The sequence below is a fragment of the Tamlana crocina genome (assembly GCA_040429635.1).
Classification (GTDB): Bacteria; Bacteroidota; Bacteroidia; order Flavobacteriales; family Flavobacteriaceae; genus Flavisericum; species Flavisericum crocinum.
In genome coordinates this window covers 1,624,290-1,643,187 of the sequence record CP158972.1, presented here as the reverse complement: position 1 = coordinate 1,643,187, position 18,898 = coordinate 1,624,290, and the positions used below count along the sequence as shown (strand labels likewise).

The 18,898-nt window shown below is 40.2% G+C and carries 13 protein-coding genes; 9 read left to right on the top strand and 4 right to left on the bottom strand.

The genetic code is table 11. The features are described from left to right. Nucleotides 1-27 precede the first annotated feature (27 nt). Nucleotides 28-786, bottom strand: coding sequence for a pyruvate formate-lyase-activating protein (gene pflA / locus ABI125_07415; protein ID XCF07682.1), 759 nt, complete (start codon nucleotides 784-786; stop codon nucleotides 28-30). A 73-nt stretch (nucleotides 787-859) separates the two neighbouring features. Beyond that, the gene (gene pflB, locus ABI125_07410; protein ID XCF07681.1) at nucleotides 860-3,085 is read right to left on the bottom strand and encodes a formate C-acetyltransferase; all 2,226 of its coding nucleotides are present in this window, start codon (nucleotides 3,083-3,085) and stop codon (nucleotides 860-862) included. Between the two features lie 381 nt (nucleotides 3,086-3,466). Here pflB and ABI125_07405 point away from each other — a divergent pair, with 381 nt between their 5' ends. The 9 genes from ABI125_07405 (at nucleotide 3,467) to ABI125_07365 (ending at nucleotide 15,338) form a co-directional block, all read left to right on the top strand. Further along, complete coding sequence (locus ABI125_07405) at nucleotides 3,467-5,236, top strand: long-chain fatty acid--CoA ligase (protein XCF07680.1); 1,770 nt, start codon at nucleotides 3,467-3,469, stop codon at nucleotides 5,234-5,236. Nucleotides 5,237-5,380: 144 nt separating this feature from the next. Further along, nucleotides 5,381-5,824 (top strand): MarR family transcriptional regulator, encoded by a 444-nt coding sequence (locus tag ABI125_07400; GenBank protein ID XCF07679.1) that lies wholly within the window; start codon nucleotides 5,381-5,383, stop codon nucleotides 5,822-5,824. Between the two features lie 9 nt (nucleotides 5,825-5,833). Next, entirely contained in the window at nucleotides 5,834-8,242 is a 2,409-nt protein-coding gene (locus ABI125_07395) for a 3-hydroxyacyl-CoA dehydrogenase/enoyl-CoA hydratase family protein (protein XCF07678.1), read from the top strand. A gap of 49 nt (nucleotides 8,243-8,291) precedes the next feature. Continuing rightward, on the top strand, nucleotides 8,292-8,648 hold the full coding sequence (locus ABI125_07390) for a four helix bundle protein (GenBank protein ID XCF07677.1): 357 nt from the start codon (nucleotides 8,292-8,294) through the stop codon (nucleotides 8,646-8,648). Nucleotides 8,649-8,679: 31 nt separating this feature from the next. Then, nucleotides 8,680-9,870 (top strand): acetyl-CoA C-acyltransferase, encoded by a 1,191-nt coding sequence (locus tag ABI125_07385; protein XCF07676.1) that lies wholly within the window; start codon nucleotides 8,680-8,682, stop codon nucleotides 9,868-9,870. Between the two features lie 18 nt (nucleotides 9,871-9,888). Then, entirely contained in the window at nucleotides 9,889-11,691 is a 1,803-nt protein-coding gene (locus tag ABI125_07380) for an acyl-CoA dehydrogenase family protein (protein XCF07675.1), read from the top strand. 92 nt (nucleotides 11,692-11,783) lie between these two features. Next, the gene (locus tag ABI125_07375; protein XCF07674.1) at nucleotides 11,784-13,118 is read left to right on the top strand and encodes a M28 family peptidase; all 1,335 of its coding nucleotides are present in this window, start codon (nucleotides 11,784-11,786) and stop codon (nucleotides 13,116-13,118) included. A 10-nt stretch (nucleotides 13,119-13,128) separates the two neighbouring features. After that, nucleotides 13,129-14,766 carry a M1 family metallopeptidase gene (locus tag ABI125_07370; GenBank protein XCF07673.1) on the top strand — a complete coding sequence of 546 codons (1,638 nt, stop codon included), beginning with the start codon at nucleotides 13,129-13,131 and terminating at the stop codon, nucleotides 14,764-14,766. Nucleotides 14,767-14,768: 2 nt separating this feature from the next. Next, the gene (locus tag ABI125_07365) at nucleotides 14,769-15,338 is read left to right on the top strand and encodes a YdeI/OmpD-associated family protein (protein XCF07672.1); all 570 of its coding nucleotides are present in this window, start codon (nucleotides 14,769-14,771) and stop codon (nucleotides 15,336-15,338) included. 8 nt (nucleotides 15,339-15,346) lie between these two features. On the opposite strand, the gene ABI125_07360 is transcribed toward ABI125_07365, so the two are convergent. Beyond that, nucleotides 15,347-16,624 carry a glycosyltransferase gene (locus tag ABI125_07360; GenBank protein ID XCF07671.1) on the bottom strand — a complete coding sequence of 426 codons (1,278 nt, stop codon included), beginning with the start codon at nucleotides 16,622-16,624 and terminating at the stop codon, nucleotides 15,347-15,349. A 10-nt stretch (nucleotides 16,625-16,634) separates the two neighbouring features. Further along, on the bottom strand, nucleotides 16,635-18,719 hold the full coding sequence (locus ABI125_07355; protein XCF07670.1) for an HAD-IIB family hydrolase: 2,085 nt from the start codon (nucleotides 18,717-18,719) through the stop codon (nucleotides 16,635-16,637). Between the last annotated feature and the right edge of the window lie 179 nt (nucleotides 18,720-18,898).

Genomic DNA, 18,898 nt, shown 5'->3' with positions numbered 1-18,898 from the left:
TTTTTGGTTGCAGAAGTAAAAACGGACTTAATTTACTTTCACTTCCCTGAAATAGTTTTTTAAGATTTCTGCCGCAGCATCAATTTCCTCTTTTGTGTTCTCTCTGGCATCTTTTAATTCGTAATTCCATCCAAGGGTTTCCCATTTATGGATGCCCAATTTATGGTAAGGCTGAATCTCAATCTTTTCAATGGTTTTATAGTCTTTAAAGCGGTCGCCCAACTGATGAAGCAACTCGGGTTTATTGGTTATCCCAGGAATGAGCACGTAGCGCAACCACATTTTTTTTCCTGAAGCTTCTCTGTACTTGGCAAACTCAAAACTGGTTTCTTTGTTTTTCTGCCCTACCAAAAATTCATAGCCCTGCTCTGTAACGTGTTTAATATCGAGCATCACCAAATCGGCGTAATTATCCAATAAATCTTCAGTAAAATGGTTTAAAATCCTGCCATTGGTATCGATATTGGTATGGATACCTTCCGCCTTTAAGCGTTTAAAAAAAGTCAGCAGCGCTTTGGATTGCAGCAGCGGCTCACCACCAGATACTGTTACCCCGCCTCTTTTACCGAAATAAGATTTCAAATTGATAGCCTTTTGCACCAATTCATCAATATGCATTTCTTTTCCTCCGCATTTATCGATGGTATCGGGATTGTGGCAGTACAGGCATTTTAGATTGCAACCTTGCATAAACACCACCATTCTTATTCCCGGACCATCGTGCGTGCCAAAGGACTCTATCGAGTGAATTCTTAATATGTTTTCTTTTGATTTGATAATGTTCAACTTTAAAAAATGCGCCTGAAAAACAAATCACCACAATTTGTTTTTCAGACACATGAAAAACACTAAATATAAACTAGATGGATTCGTGAAACGATCTTGTTATAACTTCCATTTGCTGTTCTCTGGTAAGCCTCACAAAGTTTACGGCATAGCCAGACACACGAATGGTTAACTGCGGATATTGCTCGGGACGCTCCATGGCATCGAGCAAGGTTTCCTTATTCAACACATTAACATTAACGTGCTGGGCTTTTCTGGAAAAGTAACCATCTAAAATATCTACCATATTCTCTATTCTCTCCCCACTATTGGCTCCTAAAGATTTGGGCACAATAGAAAAGGTATTGGAAATACCATCTTGCGAATCTTCATAATTGATTTTTGCGACTGAGTTTAAAGAAGCAATCGCTCCGTGCGAATCTCTTCCATGCATAGGATTGGCTCCAGGCGCAAACGGAACGCCTTTTTCCCTGCCATCTGGTGTGGCTCCTGTTTTTTTACCGTACACAACGTTTGAGGTGATGGTGAGCACAGATAGTGTTGGATAAGCATTTTTATATACCGGCAACTTTTTAAGTTCGTTATTAAAATCGGACACTGCATTTGCTGCCAAAACATCCACTCGGTCGTCATCATTGCCATAACATGGAAACTCACCTTCAATTTTAAAATCGACCGTTAATCCTTCTTCATTTCTTATAGGTTTTACTTTGGCATATTTTATAGCTGATAACGAATCGGCAACAATTGACAAACCAGCAATACCATAAGCTATATTAATACTTGGGTTGGTATCAATCAATGCCATTTGGGCTTTTTCGTAATAGTACTTGTCGTGCATGTAGTGGATAATATTCATAGAATCATTATAGACCCGCGCTACTTCTTTCATGGCTATTTTAAAGTTGGCCATGACCTTATCGAAGTCTAAATATTCGCAATAGCAAGGCTCAATACCTTCAACCATTTGGGTTCCTGTAATTTCGCACCGGCCACCATTAATGGCTAGCAATAAGGTTTTCGCCAAATTGGTTCGCGCTCCAAAAAATTGAATGGATTTACCAAGGGATTGGTAAGATACACAGCAAGCAATACCATAATCGTCGTTACCCCGAATGGTACGCATCAATTCATCATTTTCAAATTGGATGGATGACGTATCGATAGCTACTTTTGCACAGTAATTTTTAAAGTTTTCTGGCAAATCTTTAGACCAAAGCACCGTCATATTCGGCTCTGGTGAAGGCCCTAAATTGTAAAGTGTATTCAAGAAACGGAAAGAAGTTTTGGTAACTTTCGTTCTTCCATCTTCAAACATACCACCAATGGCTTCAGTAACCCAAGTGGGATCGCCGGCAAAAATCTCATCGTAGGCAGCCATTCTTAAATGGCGTACCATACGCAGTTTCATTACAAATTGATCGATGTACTCTTGGGCTTCGTTTTCTGTTATCAACCCATCTTCCAAATCGTTTTCAATAAATATATCAAGGAAGGTAGATACATTTCCTAAAGACATGGCCGCTCCATCCTGTTCCTTTACCGCTGCCAAATAAGCCATATAGGTCCATTGCACGGCTTCTTTGGCGTTTTCGGCTGGGCGCCTTAAATTCAAATTATATTTGGCACCAAGCTCAATCATTTCCTTAAGTGCCTTAATTTGATCTGAAACTTCTTCGCGCAAACGGATAACCGCATCGGTCATTGGGCCATTAATTTTGGACAAATCTTCTTTTTTGGAGGCAATTAAAAAGTCAATACCATAAAGCGCTACACGACGGTAGTCTCCAATAATTCTCCCTCTTGCATAATTATCGGGCAGCCCTGTTAAAAAGCCCAAAGACCGGAACTTTTTAATTTCTGCATTATAAGCCGAAAACACGCCGTCGTTATGCGTTTTCACATATTTTGAAAACAACTCGGTAAGGTTGTCGTTGGGTTTTACGCCTTGCTCAGACAGTGCTTTTTGAACCACCTTAAACCCACCAAATGGTTTCATGGTTCGTTTAAGCAATTGATCGGTCTGCAAACCAACAATAACTTCGTTTTCTTTATCGATATAACCGGCATCAAAAGCACTAATTGTAGAAATTACATCGGTGTCTAAAGCAAGTACACCGTTATTCTTCCTTTCAAGTTTCGTGGCTTCTTTACATATATCCCATAATTTTTGGGTTTTTGCACTGGGGCCAACCAAAAATTGGTAATCCCCGTGGTAAGGCGTTACATTGTTAACAACAAAATCCCTTACGTCGATTTTGTTTGTCCAAGTTCCAGGTTTAAATTGCTTTACTTCCATCTTTACTTTTATTTATATTGTAACCTTTCGTGGTTAACGTGGTATAAAATTAAACCCCAACACGCTAAATAAAGATGACATTTATCAGCTAAACCATATCAAAAACAAATTCGACCTTCAAATTTTTACGAAAACGTTTGAAAAACGAATTTCGATTTAAAGAATATTCAAATATTTAACATTTTTAAAACACAAAACATTGACAAATCCAACACAAGCTGAAATATTTTATAAAATTCTTAATATTTTAGTGGTTTTTTTTGCAAAAACCCACCATCAAAATCCAAAATATAGACCTACATTAAAAAATTTCTGAATAACCCCATGTTTGATTAATTCATTTAATTTCATAATTTGCATTATCACTCTAGCTAAACTTGCATGAAAGACATCACCAGACTTTTTGATTTTCCTTACCACCAATTAGAAAACCACCCTTTAGAGGCCGCTTTGGTTACAAAATACACTGGCAAATGGGTAAAAACCTCAACCCAAGAATATATAGACAAGGCCAATGCCATAAGTCGGGCATTGTTAAAACTGGGCATAAATAAAAACGATAAAATTGCCGTAATTTCATCTACCAACCGAACCGAATGGAACATTGTGGATATTGGCGTACTTCAAGTGGGTGCGCAAAACATCCCTATTTACCCAACAATAAGCGCTGAGGATTACGAATATATATTAAACCATAGCGAGTCCATTTATTGTTTTGTTTCAGATGAAGAGGTGCTTGAGAAAATCAATCAAGTTAAATCAAGAACACAGCTGAAGGCCGTTTATTCTTTTGACACTATTAAAGATTGCCCACATTATTCCGAATTATTTGAACTCGGTAAAGACCCCAGCAATCAAAATGAAGTGGAAGACAGAAAAGCCAATGTAAAACCTGATGAATTGGCCACCATAATCTATACTTCGGGCACCACAGGAAAACCAAAAGGGGTTATGCTATCGCACAATAATATAGTATCTAATGTACTCGCCGCCCGAAAAAGATTTCCGTTAGGCTATGGCGACCGTGCATTGAGCTTCTTGCCCATATGCCATATTTTTGAGCGCGTGTTCACCTATCTATATCAATATGTAAGCATTGAAACTTATTTTGCTGAAGCCATCGATAAAATTGGCGACAATGCCAAAGAGATTAAGCCACATACCATGACCGTGGTTCCGAGGTTAATTGAAAAGGTGTACGATAAAATTATGGCCAAAGGCACAGAATTAAAAGGCATAAAGAAACAATTGTTTTTTTGGGCTGTTGAAGTTGGCGCCAACTACAAACCTTACAAAGCAAACGGTTTTTGGTACGAATTAAAATTGAGCATTGCCAGAAAACTCATTTTTAGCAAATGGCAAGCGGCTTTAGGCGGAAACATTGTTTTTTTAGCCTCTGGTAGTGCCGCACTCCAACCCCGTTTGGGCAAAATATTTGGTGCTGCAAATATGCCTATTATGGAATGCTATGGATTAACCGAAACTTCGCCAGGCGTATCGGCCAGCGATAAAAGAAACGGAAACTGGAAAATTGGGCACGTTGGAAAAGTGATTGATGGCGTAGAAGTAAAAATCGCCGAAGACGGAGAGATTTTAGTAAAAGGTCCCAACGTGATGATGGGCTATTACAAAGACGCTGAAAAAACCGCCAGCGTGATGACGAATGACTATTTCCACACCGGTGACAAAGGCGAAATTGATGCCGATGGCTTTCTGAAAATTACAGGACGAAAAAAAGAAATGTTTAAAACCTCAGGCGGAAAATACATCATTCCTACCCTACTTGAAAACGACCTAAAACAATCGCGTTTTATTGAACAAATTATGGTTATTGGCGAAGGCGAAAAAATGCCAGCCGCATTAATTCAGCCTAATTTTGAATTTATACAAGAATGGATTCAACAAAAGGGCCTCGAAATTGGAAAATCTGAAGCTGAAATTTCTAATTCCAGTGTGGTGCAAGAAAGAATTCAGCAAGAAATCGATCAATGCAATACAAAATTCGGTAAGTGGGAGCAAATAAAAAAGTTTGAATTGACCCCCGAAATCTGGTCTATTGAAGGCGGGCACCTCACCCCAACTATGAAAATGAAACGGGATATCATTAAGCAGAAGTACGATAAACTTATCGAAAAGATCTATCGGTCTTAAATGATTCTATTTATCCCGTTTAAAAATCACAAGATTTAGCTAAAATATTATGCATGCATAATATTTTTTTTTATATTTGGGCTATAACAAACTTAAACCAAAACAGCAAAAGCTGCAACCCAAAAGTGATAATTAAATTAATAGATGAAAGACAAAACCATCGACTATGTGTTGCGAACCACTTGGCTAAGTGTTCAAAAAATGTACAATGAAGAAGCTGCAAAATTTGAAAGCACGATGGCTACTGGCTTTACATTATTGAGTATAGACCCCGAAAAAGGGACGCCCTCAACAGCTTTGGGGCCAAAAATGGGAATGGAGGCCACCAGCTTATCCAGAATTTTAAAAACCATGGAAAAGAGAGGATTGATTGAGCGACACCCCAACCCGGACGACGGCCGCGGCGTTATCATTACCCTTACCGAATTTGGTCGTGAAAAAAGGGCGCAATCCAGAGAAAAAGTACTAACATTTAACGATGTAATACGCGCTAATATTTCCGAAGAAAAAATCAACCATTTTTATGAGGTGGCCGAGGTCATCAACGAAATGGTTTGTAATAAAAAAATATACAACCAAAACGATTAGTCATTCAAAATGAGTAAAAGACGGATAAATAAAATAGCCATTATCGGTTCAGGAATTATGGGCAGCGGTATTGCCTGCCATTTCGCCAACATTGGTGTAGATGTACTTTTATTAGACATTATTCCCAGAGAACTAAACGAAAAGGAAAAGGCAAAGGGTCTCACACTCGAAGACAAAGTGGTACGAAACCGGTTGGTTAACGATGCTTTGGCAACCGCCTTAAAATCGAAACCCTCCCCTATTTATCATGAAAAATTCGCTTCTAGGATAACTACGGGAAACTTAGAGGACGATATCGCAAAAGTGGCGCATGTAGATTGGATTATGGAAGTAGTTGTTGAACGGCTAGACATAAAAAAACAGGTTTTCGAAAAACTCGAAAAACATAGAACACCCGGAACGCTAATTACCAGCAACACCTCTGGTATTCCCATCAAATTTATGAGCGAGGGGCGTACCGAAGATTTTCAAAAACATTTTTGTGGAACCCATTTTTTTAATCCGGCGCGCTATTTAAAACTGTTTGAAATTATCCCAGGACCAAAAACAGACCCGGCTGTTTTAGAGTTTTTAAATGGTTACGGCGAACAGTTTTTAGGAAAAACATCAGTGGTAGCCAAAGACACACCGGCTTTTATCGGGAATCGCATTGGTATTTTTAGCATCATGAGCTTGTTTCACACCGTGAAACATATGGGACTAACCGTTGAAGAGGTCGATAAACTTACCGGCCCCGTTATTGGCAGGCCAAAATCGGCCACCTTTCGTACTGTCGATGTTGTTGGGCTCGATACTTTAGTGCACGTTGCCAATGGTATTGCCGAAAACTGCAAAGATGACGAACGTTTGGAACTGTTCAAACTACCCGATTTCATCAATACCATGATGGAAAACAAATGGTACGGCAGTAAAACCGGACAAGGCTTTTACAAAAAAATGAAAGGTGACGACGGTAAAAGTGAAATTTTGTCGCTCGACCTTGATTCCATGGAGTATCGAGCTTCAAAAAAAGCAAAATTCGCGACTTTAGAACTTACCAAATCGGTTGATAAAGTCATTGATCGTTTTGAAATTTTAGTTTCAGGAAAAGACAAAGCAGGCGAGTTTTACCGAAAAACGTTCGCTGCGTTATTCGCTTATGTGTCGCACAGAATTCCCGAGATTTCAGATGAGCTTTATAAAATTGACGACGCCATGAAAGCAGGTTTTGGTTGGGAACATGGCCCTTTCCAAATCTGGGACGCCATTGGTGTTGAAAAAGGTATCGAACTCATAAAAGCTGAAAACCTTCAACCCGCCGATTGGGTTAACGAAATGCTTTCCTCTGGAAATAACTCATTCTACACTGTAAAAGAGGGCGCTACTTATTTTTACGATATCCCATCGCAATCACAGGAAAAAGTTCCCGGACAGGACGCCTTCATTATTTTGGATAACATCAGAAAATCAAAAGAAGTATTCAAAAATGCCGATGTGGTTATTGAAGATTTGGGCGATGGTATTCTCAACTGTGAATTCCAAAGTAAAATGAATACCATTGGCGGCGATGTGTTGGCCGGATTGAACAAAGCAGTCGATATTGCCGAAAAAGATTTCGAGGGATTGGTTATTGGCAATCAAGGTGCCAACTTTTCTGTAGGTGCCAACATCGGTATGATTTTTATGATGGCTGTAGAACAGGAATACGATGAGCTTAACGGCGCCATTAAATATTTTCAGGACACCATGATGCGTATGCGCTATTCGGCCATCCCAACAGTTTCCGCGCCTCACGGCATGTCGCTCGGAGGTGCTTGCGAACTTTCCATGCATGCCGATAAAGTAGTGGCTGCAGCCGAAACTTATATGGGCTTGGTAGAATTTGGCGTTGGAGTAATTCCTGGTGGCGGAGGATCAAAAGAAATGGCCCTTCGTGCCTCAGATACCTTCAGAAAAGGCGATGTGGAATTGAATGTTCTTCAGGAATATTTCCTAACCATTGGTATGGCAAAGGTATCGACTTCAGCCTACGAAGCCTTCGATTTGGGAGTGCTTCAAAAAGGAAAAGATATTGTGGTAGTCAACAAAGACCGACAAATAGCCACAGCGAAAGCTCATGCCAGATTAATGGCCGAGGCGGGCTACACCAAACCCGTAAAACGAACCGATGTAAAAGTTTTGGGAAAACAGGCCCTAGGCATGTTTTTAGTAGGCACAGATTCTATGGAAGCTGCTCATTACATTAGTGAGCACGATCAAAAAATTGCCAATAAATTGGCCTACGTTATGGCTGGTGGCGATTTATCTGAACCCACTTTGGTAAGCGAACAATATTTACTAGATCTAGAACGCGAAGCTTTTTTGAGTTTGTGTACCGAACGTAAAACTTTAGAACGCATACAGCATATGCTCAAAACTGGAAAACCATTGCGCAATTAACGCATTAAGTATTAAGTAAGCAGTATTCAGTATTAAGAACAATAAAACTATGCACAGATTTGAAGATTTGAAAATATGGCAAAAAGCAATGGATATTACGGAAAGTTGCTATAAAGCAACAGAAAATTTTCCTGTTGAAGAAAAATATGGACTTACTTCTCAATTAAGGAGAAGTGCAATTTCAATTCCTTCGAATATTGCTGAAGGTGCAGGAAGAAATACAAATGGTGAATTTAAACAGTTTCTAGGCATTGCAAACGGTTCTTCATTTGAACTATTAACTCAATTATATCTTTCGAAAAGGTTAAACCTTATCACCGAAAATAATGTTCGACCAATAATCAATAAGGTAATTGAAGTTACTAAAATGAACTATTCCCTTCAAAAATCAATCCAAAAGTCTTAATACTTTTTACTAAAATCTTAATTCAGAATTTATGAAACAAGCATATATAGTTAAAGCATACCGAACCGCCGTTGGAAAAGCCCCAAAGGGCGTGTTCCGATTTAAACGTACAGACGAATTGGCGGCTGAGACCATTCAGTATATGATGAAACAGTTGCCAGATTTCGATAAAACACGAATTGACGATGTTATTGTCGGCAACGCCATGCCCGAAGGTTCTCAAGGACTTAACATGGCCCGATTCATTTCGCTCATTGGTTTGAATAGCGTGGAAGTGCCTGGTGTAACTATCAATCGATTTTGTGCTTCGGGAATTGAAACGATTGGCATTGCTGCGGCAAAAATCCAGTCTGGAATGGCCGATTGCATCATCGCCGGTGGTGCCGAAAGCATGAGCGCTGTACCCATGACCGGGTTTAAACCCGAATTGAACTACGACACCGTTAAAGCTGGTCACCCCGACTATTATTGGGGCATGGGAAATACGGCCGAAGCTGTTGCCAATCAGTTTAAAGTATCTCGCGAAGATCAGGATGAATTCGCTTTCAATTCGCATCAAAAAGCGATAAAAGCTCAAGCCGAAGACCGTTTTCAAGATCAAATTGTTCCCATTGAAGTCGAAGAAACTTATATCGATTCCAACGGAAAAAAAGCTACGAAATCATATACTGTTACCAAGGATGAAGGTCCTCGAAAAGATACGAGTTTAGAAGTTTTGGCTAAACTGAGACCCGTTTTCGCGCAAGGTGGAAGCGTAACTGCGGGCAATTCATCACAAATGAGTGACGGTGCAGCATTCGTAATGCTAATGAGTGAAGACATGGTAAAGGAACTCAACTTAGAACCTATTGCACGATTGGTAAATTATGCCGCCGCCGGAGTTGAACCTCGAATAATGGGCATTGGTCCTGTAAAGGCCATTCCAAAAGCCTTAAAATTGGCAGGGTTAAAACAAGACGATTTAGAGTTAATCGAACTCAACGAAGCCTTTGCTTCGCAATCTATTGCCGTAATTCGGGAGCTAAACCTCAACCCCGATATTGTAAACGTAAACGGAGGAGCCATTGCTCTAGGTCATCCTTTAGGCTGCACGGGCGCTAAACTTTCTGTGCAATTATTTGACGAAATGCGCAAACGCAATATGAAAAACAAATATGGTGCCGTAACCATGTGCGTAGGAACCGGACAAGGCGCCTGTGGGATTTTTGAATTTTTAAACTAAAAAGACAACTACAAACGAATGGAAAAAGATATTTTACGTGGCGGACAGTTTTTGGTTAAGGAAACCAACTGCGAGGACATCTTCACACCCGAAGATTTCAACGAGGACCAATTAATGATGAAGGAAGCGGTAACCGAATTTGTTGACCGCGAAGTTTGGGCAAAAAAAGCCCAGTTTGAAAAGAAAGATTACGCCTTGACCGAATCCTGCATGCAAAAAGCTGGGGAACTTGGTTTTTTAAGTATTGCCGTGCCCGAAGAGTACGGTGGTATGGGCATGGGGTTTGTTGATACCGTTTTGGTTTGCGATTTTATTTCGGGAGCTACGGGATCATTCAGCACGGCCTTTGGTGCCCACACCGGAATCGGCACAATGCCCATCACGCTTTACGGAAACGAGGAGCAAAAACAAAAATATGTCCCAAAATTGGCCACTGGCGAATGGTTTGGCGCCTACTGCTTAACCGAACCCAGTGCCGGTAGTGATGCCAATTCCGGGAAGACCAAAGCGGTACTTTCTGAAGATGGCACACATTATAAAATTACGGGGCAGAAAATGTGGATTTCCAATGCCGGTTTTTGTAGCTTAATGATTGTTTTTGCACGTATTGAAGACGATAAAAACATCACCGGATTTATTGTAGAATACGACCCCGAAAACCCTAACGGTATTACCATGGGCGAAGAAGAACATAAATTAGGCATCCGGGCCTCTTCCACCAGACAAGTGTTTTTTAACGACACCGTTGTACCTGTTGAAAACATGCTTTCTACCCGTGGCAACGGTTTTAAAATTGCCATGAATGCCCTTAATGTGGGGCGTATAAAATTAGCTGCTGCCTGTTTGGATGCCCAAAGGCGTACCATTACAGAATCGGTTAAATATGCCAACGAGCGTATTCAGTTTAAAGTGCCTATTTCCAGCTTCGGAGCCATCAGACAAAAAATTGCCGAAATGGCCACCAATTGCTGGGTTGGAGAGGCCGCAACCTATCGTGCCTCAAAAAACATTGAGGACCGCATTACCATCAGAAAAAATAACGGTAAAGACACCCACCAAGAAGCTGAACTTAAAGGTGTTGAAGAATATGCCATTGAATGCTCTATTCTTAAAGTAGCCGTTTCAGAATTTATTCAGCGTTGTACCGATGAAGGCATCCAGATTTTTGGTGGAATGGGCTTTTCGGAAGAAACACCTATTGAATCCGCTTGGCGCGATGCACGTATTTCGCGAATCTATGAAGGCACCAACGAAATTAACCGTATGCTTTCCATAGGTATGCTGATTAAAAAAGCCATGAAAGGTCACGTTGATTTACTAACCCCAGCACAGGAGGTTGCCGAAGAATTGGTGGGTATCCCTTCATTTGAACCTCAAGATTTTTCAGAATTATTTTCAGAAGAAAAAAGCATTGTAAAAAACCTTAAAAAACTATTTTTAATGGTTGCCGGTGCAGCACTAAAAAAATACGGCGAAGAAATTGAAAAGCAACAACAGTTGATGCTAGCTGCATCCGATATTCTGATTCAAATTTACTTAGCCGAATCTGCGATTTTAAGAGCTGAAAAGATGGCCAAAAAAGAAGGCGAAGAGAACATAAAGGAACAAATAGCTATGGCTAAACTCAACCTATTCCATGCTATCGATGTGATAGAAACTGCAGGAAAACATTCCATTATTTCATTTTCCAAAGGCGATGAACAACGTATGATGCTCATGGGGCTTAAACGCTACATTAAATATGTAAACATGCCTAACATTATCGAACTAAGACACATTATCGCCGATAAAGTTATAAAAGAAAACAAATACTGCTATTAAGCAGACGTAAGTGACTAACTCAATATTTAAATGCGCCTAATTATTATTTGAGGCGCATTTATTTTTAGTTATTTTTAGATAAATTTTAAAATATGAAACGTTTAGTTTTTTCCTTACTATTCTGTTTTGGTGTATTGGCAAACGCTCAAAACACTCAACAAATTTACAACATCATCGATTCTGTTTCTTCCGAACGCATTAAAAACGACATACAAACTTTGGTGAATTTTGGCACAAGAAACACATTTAGCGATACACTATCCAACACAAGGGGTATTGGCGCCGCACGCCGATGGATAAAAAAAGAATTTGAAACCATATCGACTCATTGCGGAGACTGCTTGGATGTATTTTACCAAAAAGATTTCGTTACCCAAAAAGGCAACTCTCGCGTGCCCCACGATGCTTGGGTAGTTAATGTTGTTGCCATTCAAAAAGGTATAAAATACCCCAACCGTTACATTATCATGAGTGGAGATATTGATTCTCGCGCCAGCGACACGATGGATTTTACGACCGACGCCCCTGGGGCCAATGATAACGCTTCAGGAATGGCGGGAACCATAGAGGCCGCTCGGGTGCTCACTAAATACAAATTTAACAGCAGTATCGTTTATGTGGGGCTATCTGGCGAAGAACAAGGTCTATTTGGCGGCCAAGGTTTAGCTCAGTATGCTAAAGAAAAAGGTTGGGACATTATAGGAGTCTTTAATAACGATATGATTGGAAACATTAAGGGTGTTGATGGTGTAATTGACAACAGAACGTTTAGAATTTTCTCTGAACCCGTTCCCCCAAATGAAACAGAACGTGAACGTACCATGCGACGCTTTTACGGCGGCGAAGTAGATGGTGTTTCCAGACAATTGGCACGCTATGTGCATAAAACCGTAAAATCATACATGCCTGAAATGAACCCCAAAATGATATATCGATTGGATAGGTTTGGACGTGGTGGCCACCACCGGCCCTTTAACGATTTGGGTTTTGCCGGTATAAGAATTATGGAAGCCCATGAGAATTACACCCAGCAACATCAGGATATTCGGGAAGAAAATGGTATAAAGTATGGTGATGTTATTGAACACGTTAAATTTGATTATGCAAAAAAACTAACAGCCGTAAACGCCATAAATTTAGCAAGTTTGGCATCTGCCCCACCTCCCCCAAAAAATGTAAGTATTGGTGGCATAGTTGAGCCTTCAACCAAACTCAAATGGGATAAAGTTATCGGAGCTAAGGGGTATAAAATCTATTGGCGCGACACCACCTCCCCCACTTGGGACCACAGTCGCTATGTAGGTGATGTTTCCTCTTTTACTTTAGAAGGCATTATTATAGATAATTACTATTTTGGCGTCGCTTCGGTCGGTGAACACGGATTTGAAAGCGTAGCGGTATTTCCAAATCAAATATTTAGAGATTAAAAACTAATACATGAAAAATCTAATTTCCATTATAACTCTACTATGGTTAAGCACTGGCTTTTCCCAAGGCCTTTTAAGTGGCAAGGCTAATTTCACAAGGCAAGACACTCTTAGAGGTAGCATTACCCCAGAGCGCGAATGGTGGGATTTAACCTATTATCACCTCGATATTAAGGTCGACCCAGACAATAAGTTCATTTCAGGAAAAAACATAGTTCAGTACCAAGTTTTGAAAAACCACTCGGTGATGCAAATCGATTTGCAAGCACCAATGAAATTGATGAAAGCCACACAAAATGGTACCGATTTACAAATAGAACAGGATGGCAATGCTCATTTTATAACACTTGCCGAGACTCAAGAAATGGGCGATATTAAAAGTATCGAATTGTTTTATGAAGGACACCCAAAACAGGCAGTAAATGCCCCGTGGGACGGCGGCATTTCTTGGAAAAAAGACCAAAACGGCGAGCATTTTATCGCATCCTCCTGTCAAGGTTTGGGAGCTAGCGTATGGTGGCCTTGCAAAGACCACATGTACGATGAGGTGGACAGCATGCAAATAAGCGTTAATGTGCCCTCCCATTTAATGAATGTTTCAAACGGTAGGCTAAGAAGCGTTGAGCAATACGGCGACACCAAAACTTACCGTTGGTTTGTTAGCAACCCGATTAACAATTATGGTGTTAATATAAACATTGCCAATTATGCTCATTTTTCTGAAGTTTACGATGGCATGGCCGGAAATCTCGATATGGATTATTACGTGTTAAAATACAATTTAGAAAAAGCCAAAGAGCAATTTAAAGATGCCCCAAAGATGATGGAAGCTTTCGAGCATTGGTTTGGGCAGTACCCCTTTTATAAAGATGGCTATAAATTGGTAGAAGTACCTTATTTGGGCATGGAGCACCAAAGCAGCGTCACCTATGGTAACCAATATAAAAATGGCTATTTGGGCCGCGATTTATCGGGTACCGGATGGGGCTTAAAGTTCGATTTTATCATCATCCATGAATCAGGGCACGAATGGTTTGCAAATAATATAACCAATAAAGATATTGCCGATATGTGGATTCACGAAAGCTTTACCGCTTATTCGGAGAACCTATTTCTTGATTATTTTTACGGAAAGCAAGCCGCAGCAGAATATGTTATCGGCACTCGAAAAAATATTTTAAACGACCGTCCCTTAATAGGTATTTACAATGTAAACCACGAAGGCTCTGGCGACATGTACTACAAAGGATCCAATATGCTACATACACTTCGGCAATTGATTGAAGATGATGAAAAATGGCGAAATATTCTTAGAAAAATGAATGTTCAGTTTTATCACCAAACGGTGACCACCCAACAAATTGAAAACTTCCTTTCTGTTGAAACAGGCATCGATTTAACCGAATTTTTCAATCAGTATTTAAGAACCGTGAAAGTACCTACTTTAGAGTATTCAATAAAAAAGAACACGCTTAAATTCCGTTGGAATAATGTGGTTGAAAATTTCGATATGCCTGTTCAGATTTCGATTAACGGTAAAGAACAATGGTTGTTTCCAAAACAAGCATGGAATACATTAACCGCTGAAGAGAATATTGAAACCTTTAAAGTAGATGACGATTTTTACGTAGAAAGTAAAGCCCTTTAGTTTTGAAAAAACTTCCCGAATTATATTTTGAAACCGACACCGAGTGGCGGCAATGGCTACACGAAAACCACGCATCGAGCAAGGGCGTTTACCTGATATTTTACAAAGTTGACCACGAAAAAGAAAGTATGCGCTGGGAGGAAGCAGTAAAAGTAGCCCTTTGCTACGGTTGGATAGATTCTACGGTAAAAAGTTTAGGCAATGGTAAACGGCGCCAATATTTTACCCCACGTAACTCAAAAAGTGTTTGGAGTGCGTTGAACAAAACATACATTGAAGAACTAATTGCCCAAGATTTAATGCACGACAGCGGACTAAAAACCGTTGAAACAGCCAAACTAAACGGTAGCTGGAGCGCTTTGGACGATGTTGAAAATGGAATTATCCCTGAAGACCTTCAAATAGCATTCGATAAAAGCAAAGTGGCTTTCGCCAATTATAAAAACTTTGCGCCTTCTTACAGAAAAAGCTATCTGTACTGGCTCCACCAAGCCAAACGGGAAGAAACACGAAAAAAGCGCATTACCGAAATTATCCGATTATGCGCTAGTAACATAAAATCCAGAGCTTAATAAAAAGGCTAAAAAATATTGGATTCCATGGTGCGTTGGTTAATGGAATTTTCAAATACTTTAATCATCCGCTTTGCAATTCCTGTCCAGCCAAAATTTCGGCGGGCAAATCGCGCTCCTTCAACCGATAGTTCGTTACGCATTTTAGGATACAATAAAGGCATTGACAACATCGCGCCAAATTCAAGCGGTCTATGCGGATCGGCAAACAAAGCCTGGTTTCCAAAATCTATTAAATCGTACAAACCACCGTGTACAGTTACCACACTTGGTGTTCCACAGGCCATAGCTTCAATCGCCACCATTCCAAAAGGTTCGTATCGTGATGGCATGGCAAAAATATTCGCCGAGCGGTATACGTTGGCTAAATCTTCGTCAGCGATATAACTTTTCCAAGCAATTCTGTCGGCCACTCCCAATTCACTGGCCAATTTTTTCAAACCTGCTACCCCCTTGTCGTCTTGTTTGGAATTGTCTCCTCCAATGGCAGCCACCAACCTAGCTTCTGGGCATAATTCGAAAACGGTGGGCAAAGCCTGTAAAAGCAAGTCATACCCTTTGTTGTGTGCCATTCTTCCCAATGCTAAAATATCAGTGGGATGGATATCATATTTCGCTCGTATTTTGTCATTTTCTTTTGAAGGTACGGGGTAAAATCTATTTTCATCAATTCCCGGTGGAATCATTCCGCAATTTCTCGGCAATACATCATATTGTTGGGTGAGCAAATCTACTTGCGGCAATGTGGTCGCGATGACATAATTACACATTTGGTAGACGAAATATTCCTTTCTAATGCGTTCCTTAAAACGGTACTTCTGTTCCATTTCCTTTTCGTCCATATCGCTGCCCATGGTATGCTGTTTCCACCACCCTAAAGAATGCGGCGTATGCACATGCGAAATGCCCAACTCTTCAGCAATTTTTTGTCCGGCCCAACCAGCATCCCAATAGTGGCTGTAAACGACATCGTATTTTTTTCGTTCCTTTTTAATCGCCGCCAAGCAATTGGTAACGAACTTTTTTAGATGGTCGTGCATATCTTCCTTTCGGATGAATTTCTTTCCACCAAAAGGAATACGCCAAACGCTATAATTTTCATCCACATGGTCGTATTCTGGTTGGTCTTCAAATTGTCGGGTTACCAAATCCACACGCTTTCCCAATCGGCTAAAACGCTCGGCCAGCTCTAACACATAAACTACTTGCCCTCCTGTATCTGGTTTTCCTAATTCGGCGTTTGCACCAACGTATCCGTGCAGAGATATCATTAAAATTGACTTCATAGTTTTGTATTTATTTGTTAATTATGTTTAAATCATGACATGCTGAAATGTACTGGGCCGCCGACCAAGCTTGATAGGCTTTCCCCATAGCTTTTCCAGTGGTACCGTGCGCCCATTCGGTGAACTCCCATTCTTCGGTCAAGCCTTCTTTGTTGATTAATGCTAGCTTATACAACTCGGAAACCGCGACATCCTTTAAGCCCAGTTTATTGATGAATTTCACCCAAAATCCGCCTACAAAAGGCCAAATACCACCATTGTGGTAATGGTGCGGAAGATTCAATAAATTAACAGTATAGTAAGGTTTCCAATCAGGATCTCCGGGAGTAACTACGGGATACACATTCGAAACCGGAAAAGGATCGTTTACCCCAACACCCAACATAAACTTAAAGGTTTGGTGCGCCTTTTCGGCATCGACGGTGCCGTGCAAAAAGGCCAAAACATTGCCAAATACATCGCAACGCCAACCAAAATCGAAAGGCGTGGTTTGGGCAATTAAATACGAGGTATCTCCCAATGTGAACTGTCGCTCGGCGAAAGAAACGGACTGAAATAATTTTTGTTGCGTGGAGGGCCAAAAGTTTATGAGTATTTCTTTTTTTATGACTTGTGACCATCGGATGTATTCACCGGCTTCTTCGTATTCACCCAACATTTCCAGCATTCTACCGAAACAAACATTAGCTCGATACCAAAGGATTTCGTCATAAAGGATGTTGTAGCTTCCGCCGAATAAATCGGTCCAATCGCCAGCTTCAGGTATTTCCAACAGTGCATCGTTGTTACTATCGTGCGCCCCCAACCAACGCATGGTTTCTTTTATATCTGAAATATACTTTCGAAGAAAATCGATATCTTTTGTAACATTTACATATTCGTAAAAGGCAATCACTACCCAAATTCCACTGTCGATAGAGCAAATGCCCCCTACCCCTGAATAATCGGGCACATTATCCTTAATCCGCACATTAGAAGGAATTTGCCCGTTGCGTGAAATGTGTTCAAACAAGGTAATCAAAGTTTGCCGTTGGCATTGGTGGATTTCCTTATCGCGAATTAAAGGCAACGAGCCAATAACTGTGATAGCCCCATCTCGCGCCCAAACGCTGTGATAGTTTTCATCGGTACCGCTTGGAACGTTATCTTCTATCGAACAAGCCGAAAAACCCAATGGCGTGATGTTCTTTTTAAGCGCTTCAACCGCTTTTACGTAACCTTCTTTTATTAATGCTATTTTCTCGTCTTCATCCTCTTGCGCAATATTGCTAAGCTCCTTTTGAATAATAAAATCATCGGAATGGTCTTTATCCATACAAGCCAATGCTTCTTTTGGTAAAATACCATAAAACACCAATCCTTCAACAACACCGTTGCCATGCTCGCCTTCAGCGTGATAAATTTGTCGGTATTTTGTAAACTTATATAATTCTTCATGCGCATTGGCCACAACTATACCCTTAACATCCTCTAAATCGAACATCGCCGAATCGTTACCACTATCTCCAGCCACAAGCACTTCACTGGTATTTATATCCAATTTTTGAAGTAACCACTGCAAAGCATTTCCTTTATTCGCCCATTTGGGCAGAATATCCAAAAATTTATCACCAGAATATACCACGTTGATGTGCATATTCGCTTTTTCAAAATCCTTTTCAATGCCTTCAATAAGATTTGGAGTAGCATCGTAAAAAAAGTAACTTCTTTTATAGGAGTGCTGAAACCGCAATGGCTGCTCGCTAATAGGGTGATTTATGCTCTGAACAATATTTTCAACGGCTGATAAATCCCACCCCTCGTCCAGTATATCGTTAAATTCCTTTACAACCCTTTTGTTTGGGTAGTCGTAAATATGGGTACCCACGCCAGAAATAATATAATCTGGCTCGGGCAGCACCCCAGTTTCTATTAAGTTCTTTACATCACCAATAAGCCGGCCGGTATTATAGGTGAGCAGGACATCGGTATCATCCTTGTATTTATTCCAAATTTTTGTAAAATTTCCCTTTAAGGTGTGAAACTCAATTAAGGTATTATCAATGTCGAACGACAATAATTTGATAGGGTACTTTTTTGCAAGATCTGTATCCATATATTAAAAACAAAATTTTGCGTTTTTTGACGTTTTTTTATCAAAAACAGCCTAAAAAACATGTTCATTGGCTTAATATAATGAAAATGGAAAGTAAAAACTACCTCATACGAATTGAAAATGTGCTTTTTCAAGACCCCGAAAAATTAGACGGTTTTTAATACAGATTTGAAAATTTG

What these genes read in the sequence shown, in the direction of transcription:
- pflB (XCF07681.1), bottom strand. Translation starts at nt 3,085, where the DNA reads ATGGAAGTAAAGCAATTTAAACCTGGAACTTGGACAAACAAAATCGAC.
- ABI125_07405 (XCF07680.1), top strand. Translation starts at nt 3,467, where the DNA reads ATGAAAGACATCACCAGACTTTTTGATTTTCCTTACCACCAATTAGAA.
- ABI125_07400 (XCF07679.1), top strand. Translation starts at nt 5,381, where the DNA reads ATGAAAGACAAAACCATCGACTATGTGTTGCGAACCACTTGGCTAAGT.
- ABI125_07395 (XCF07678.1), top strand. Translation starts at nt 5,834, where the DNA reads ATGAGTAAAAGACGGATAAATAAAATAGCCATTATCGGTTCAGGAATT.
- ABI125_07390 (XCF07677.1), top strand. Translation starts at nt 8,292, where the DNA reads ATGCACAGATTTGAAGATTTGAAAATATGGCAAAAAGCAATGGATATT.
- ABI125_07385 (XCF07676.1), top strand. Translation starts at nt 8,680, where the DNA reads ATGAAACAAGCATATATAGTTAAAGCATACCGAACCGCCGTTGGAAAA.
- ABI125_07380 (XCF07675.1), top strand. Translation starts at nt 9,889, where the DNA reads ATGGAAAAAGATATTTTACGTGGCGGACAGTTTTTGGTTAAGGAAACC.
- ABI125_07375 (XCF07674.1), top strand. Translation starts at nt 11,784, where the DNA reads ATGAAACGTTTAGTTTTTTCCTTACTATTCTGTTTTGGTGTATTGGCA.
- ABI125_07370 (XCF07673.1), top strand. Translation starts at nt 13,129, where the DNA reads ATGAAAAATCTAATTTCCATTATAACTCTACTATGGTTAAGCACTGGC.
- ABI125_07360 (XCF07671.1), bottom strand. Translation starts at nt 16,624, where the DNA reads ATGAAGTCAATTTTAATGATATCTCTGCACGGATACGTTGGTGCAAAC.
- ABI125_07355 (XCF07670.1), bottom strand. Translation starts at nt 18,719, where the DNA reads ATGGATACAGATCTTGCAAAAAAGTACCCTATCAAATTATTGTCGTTC.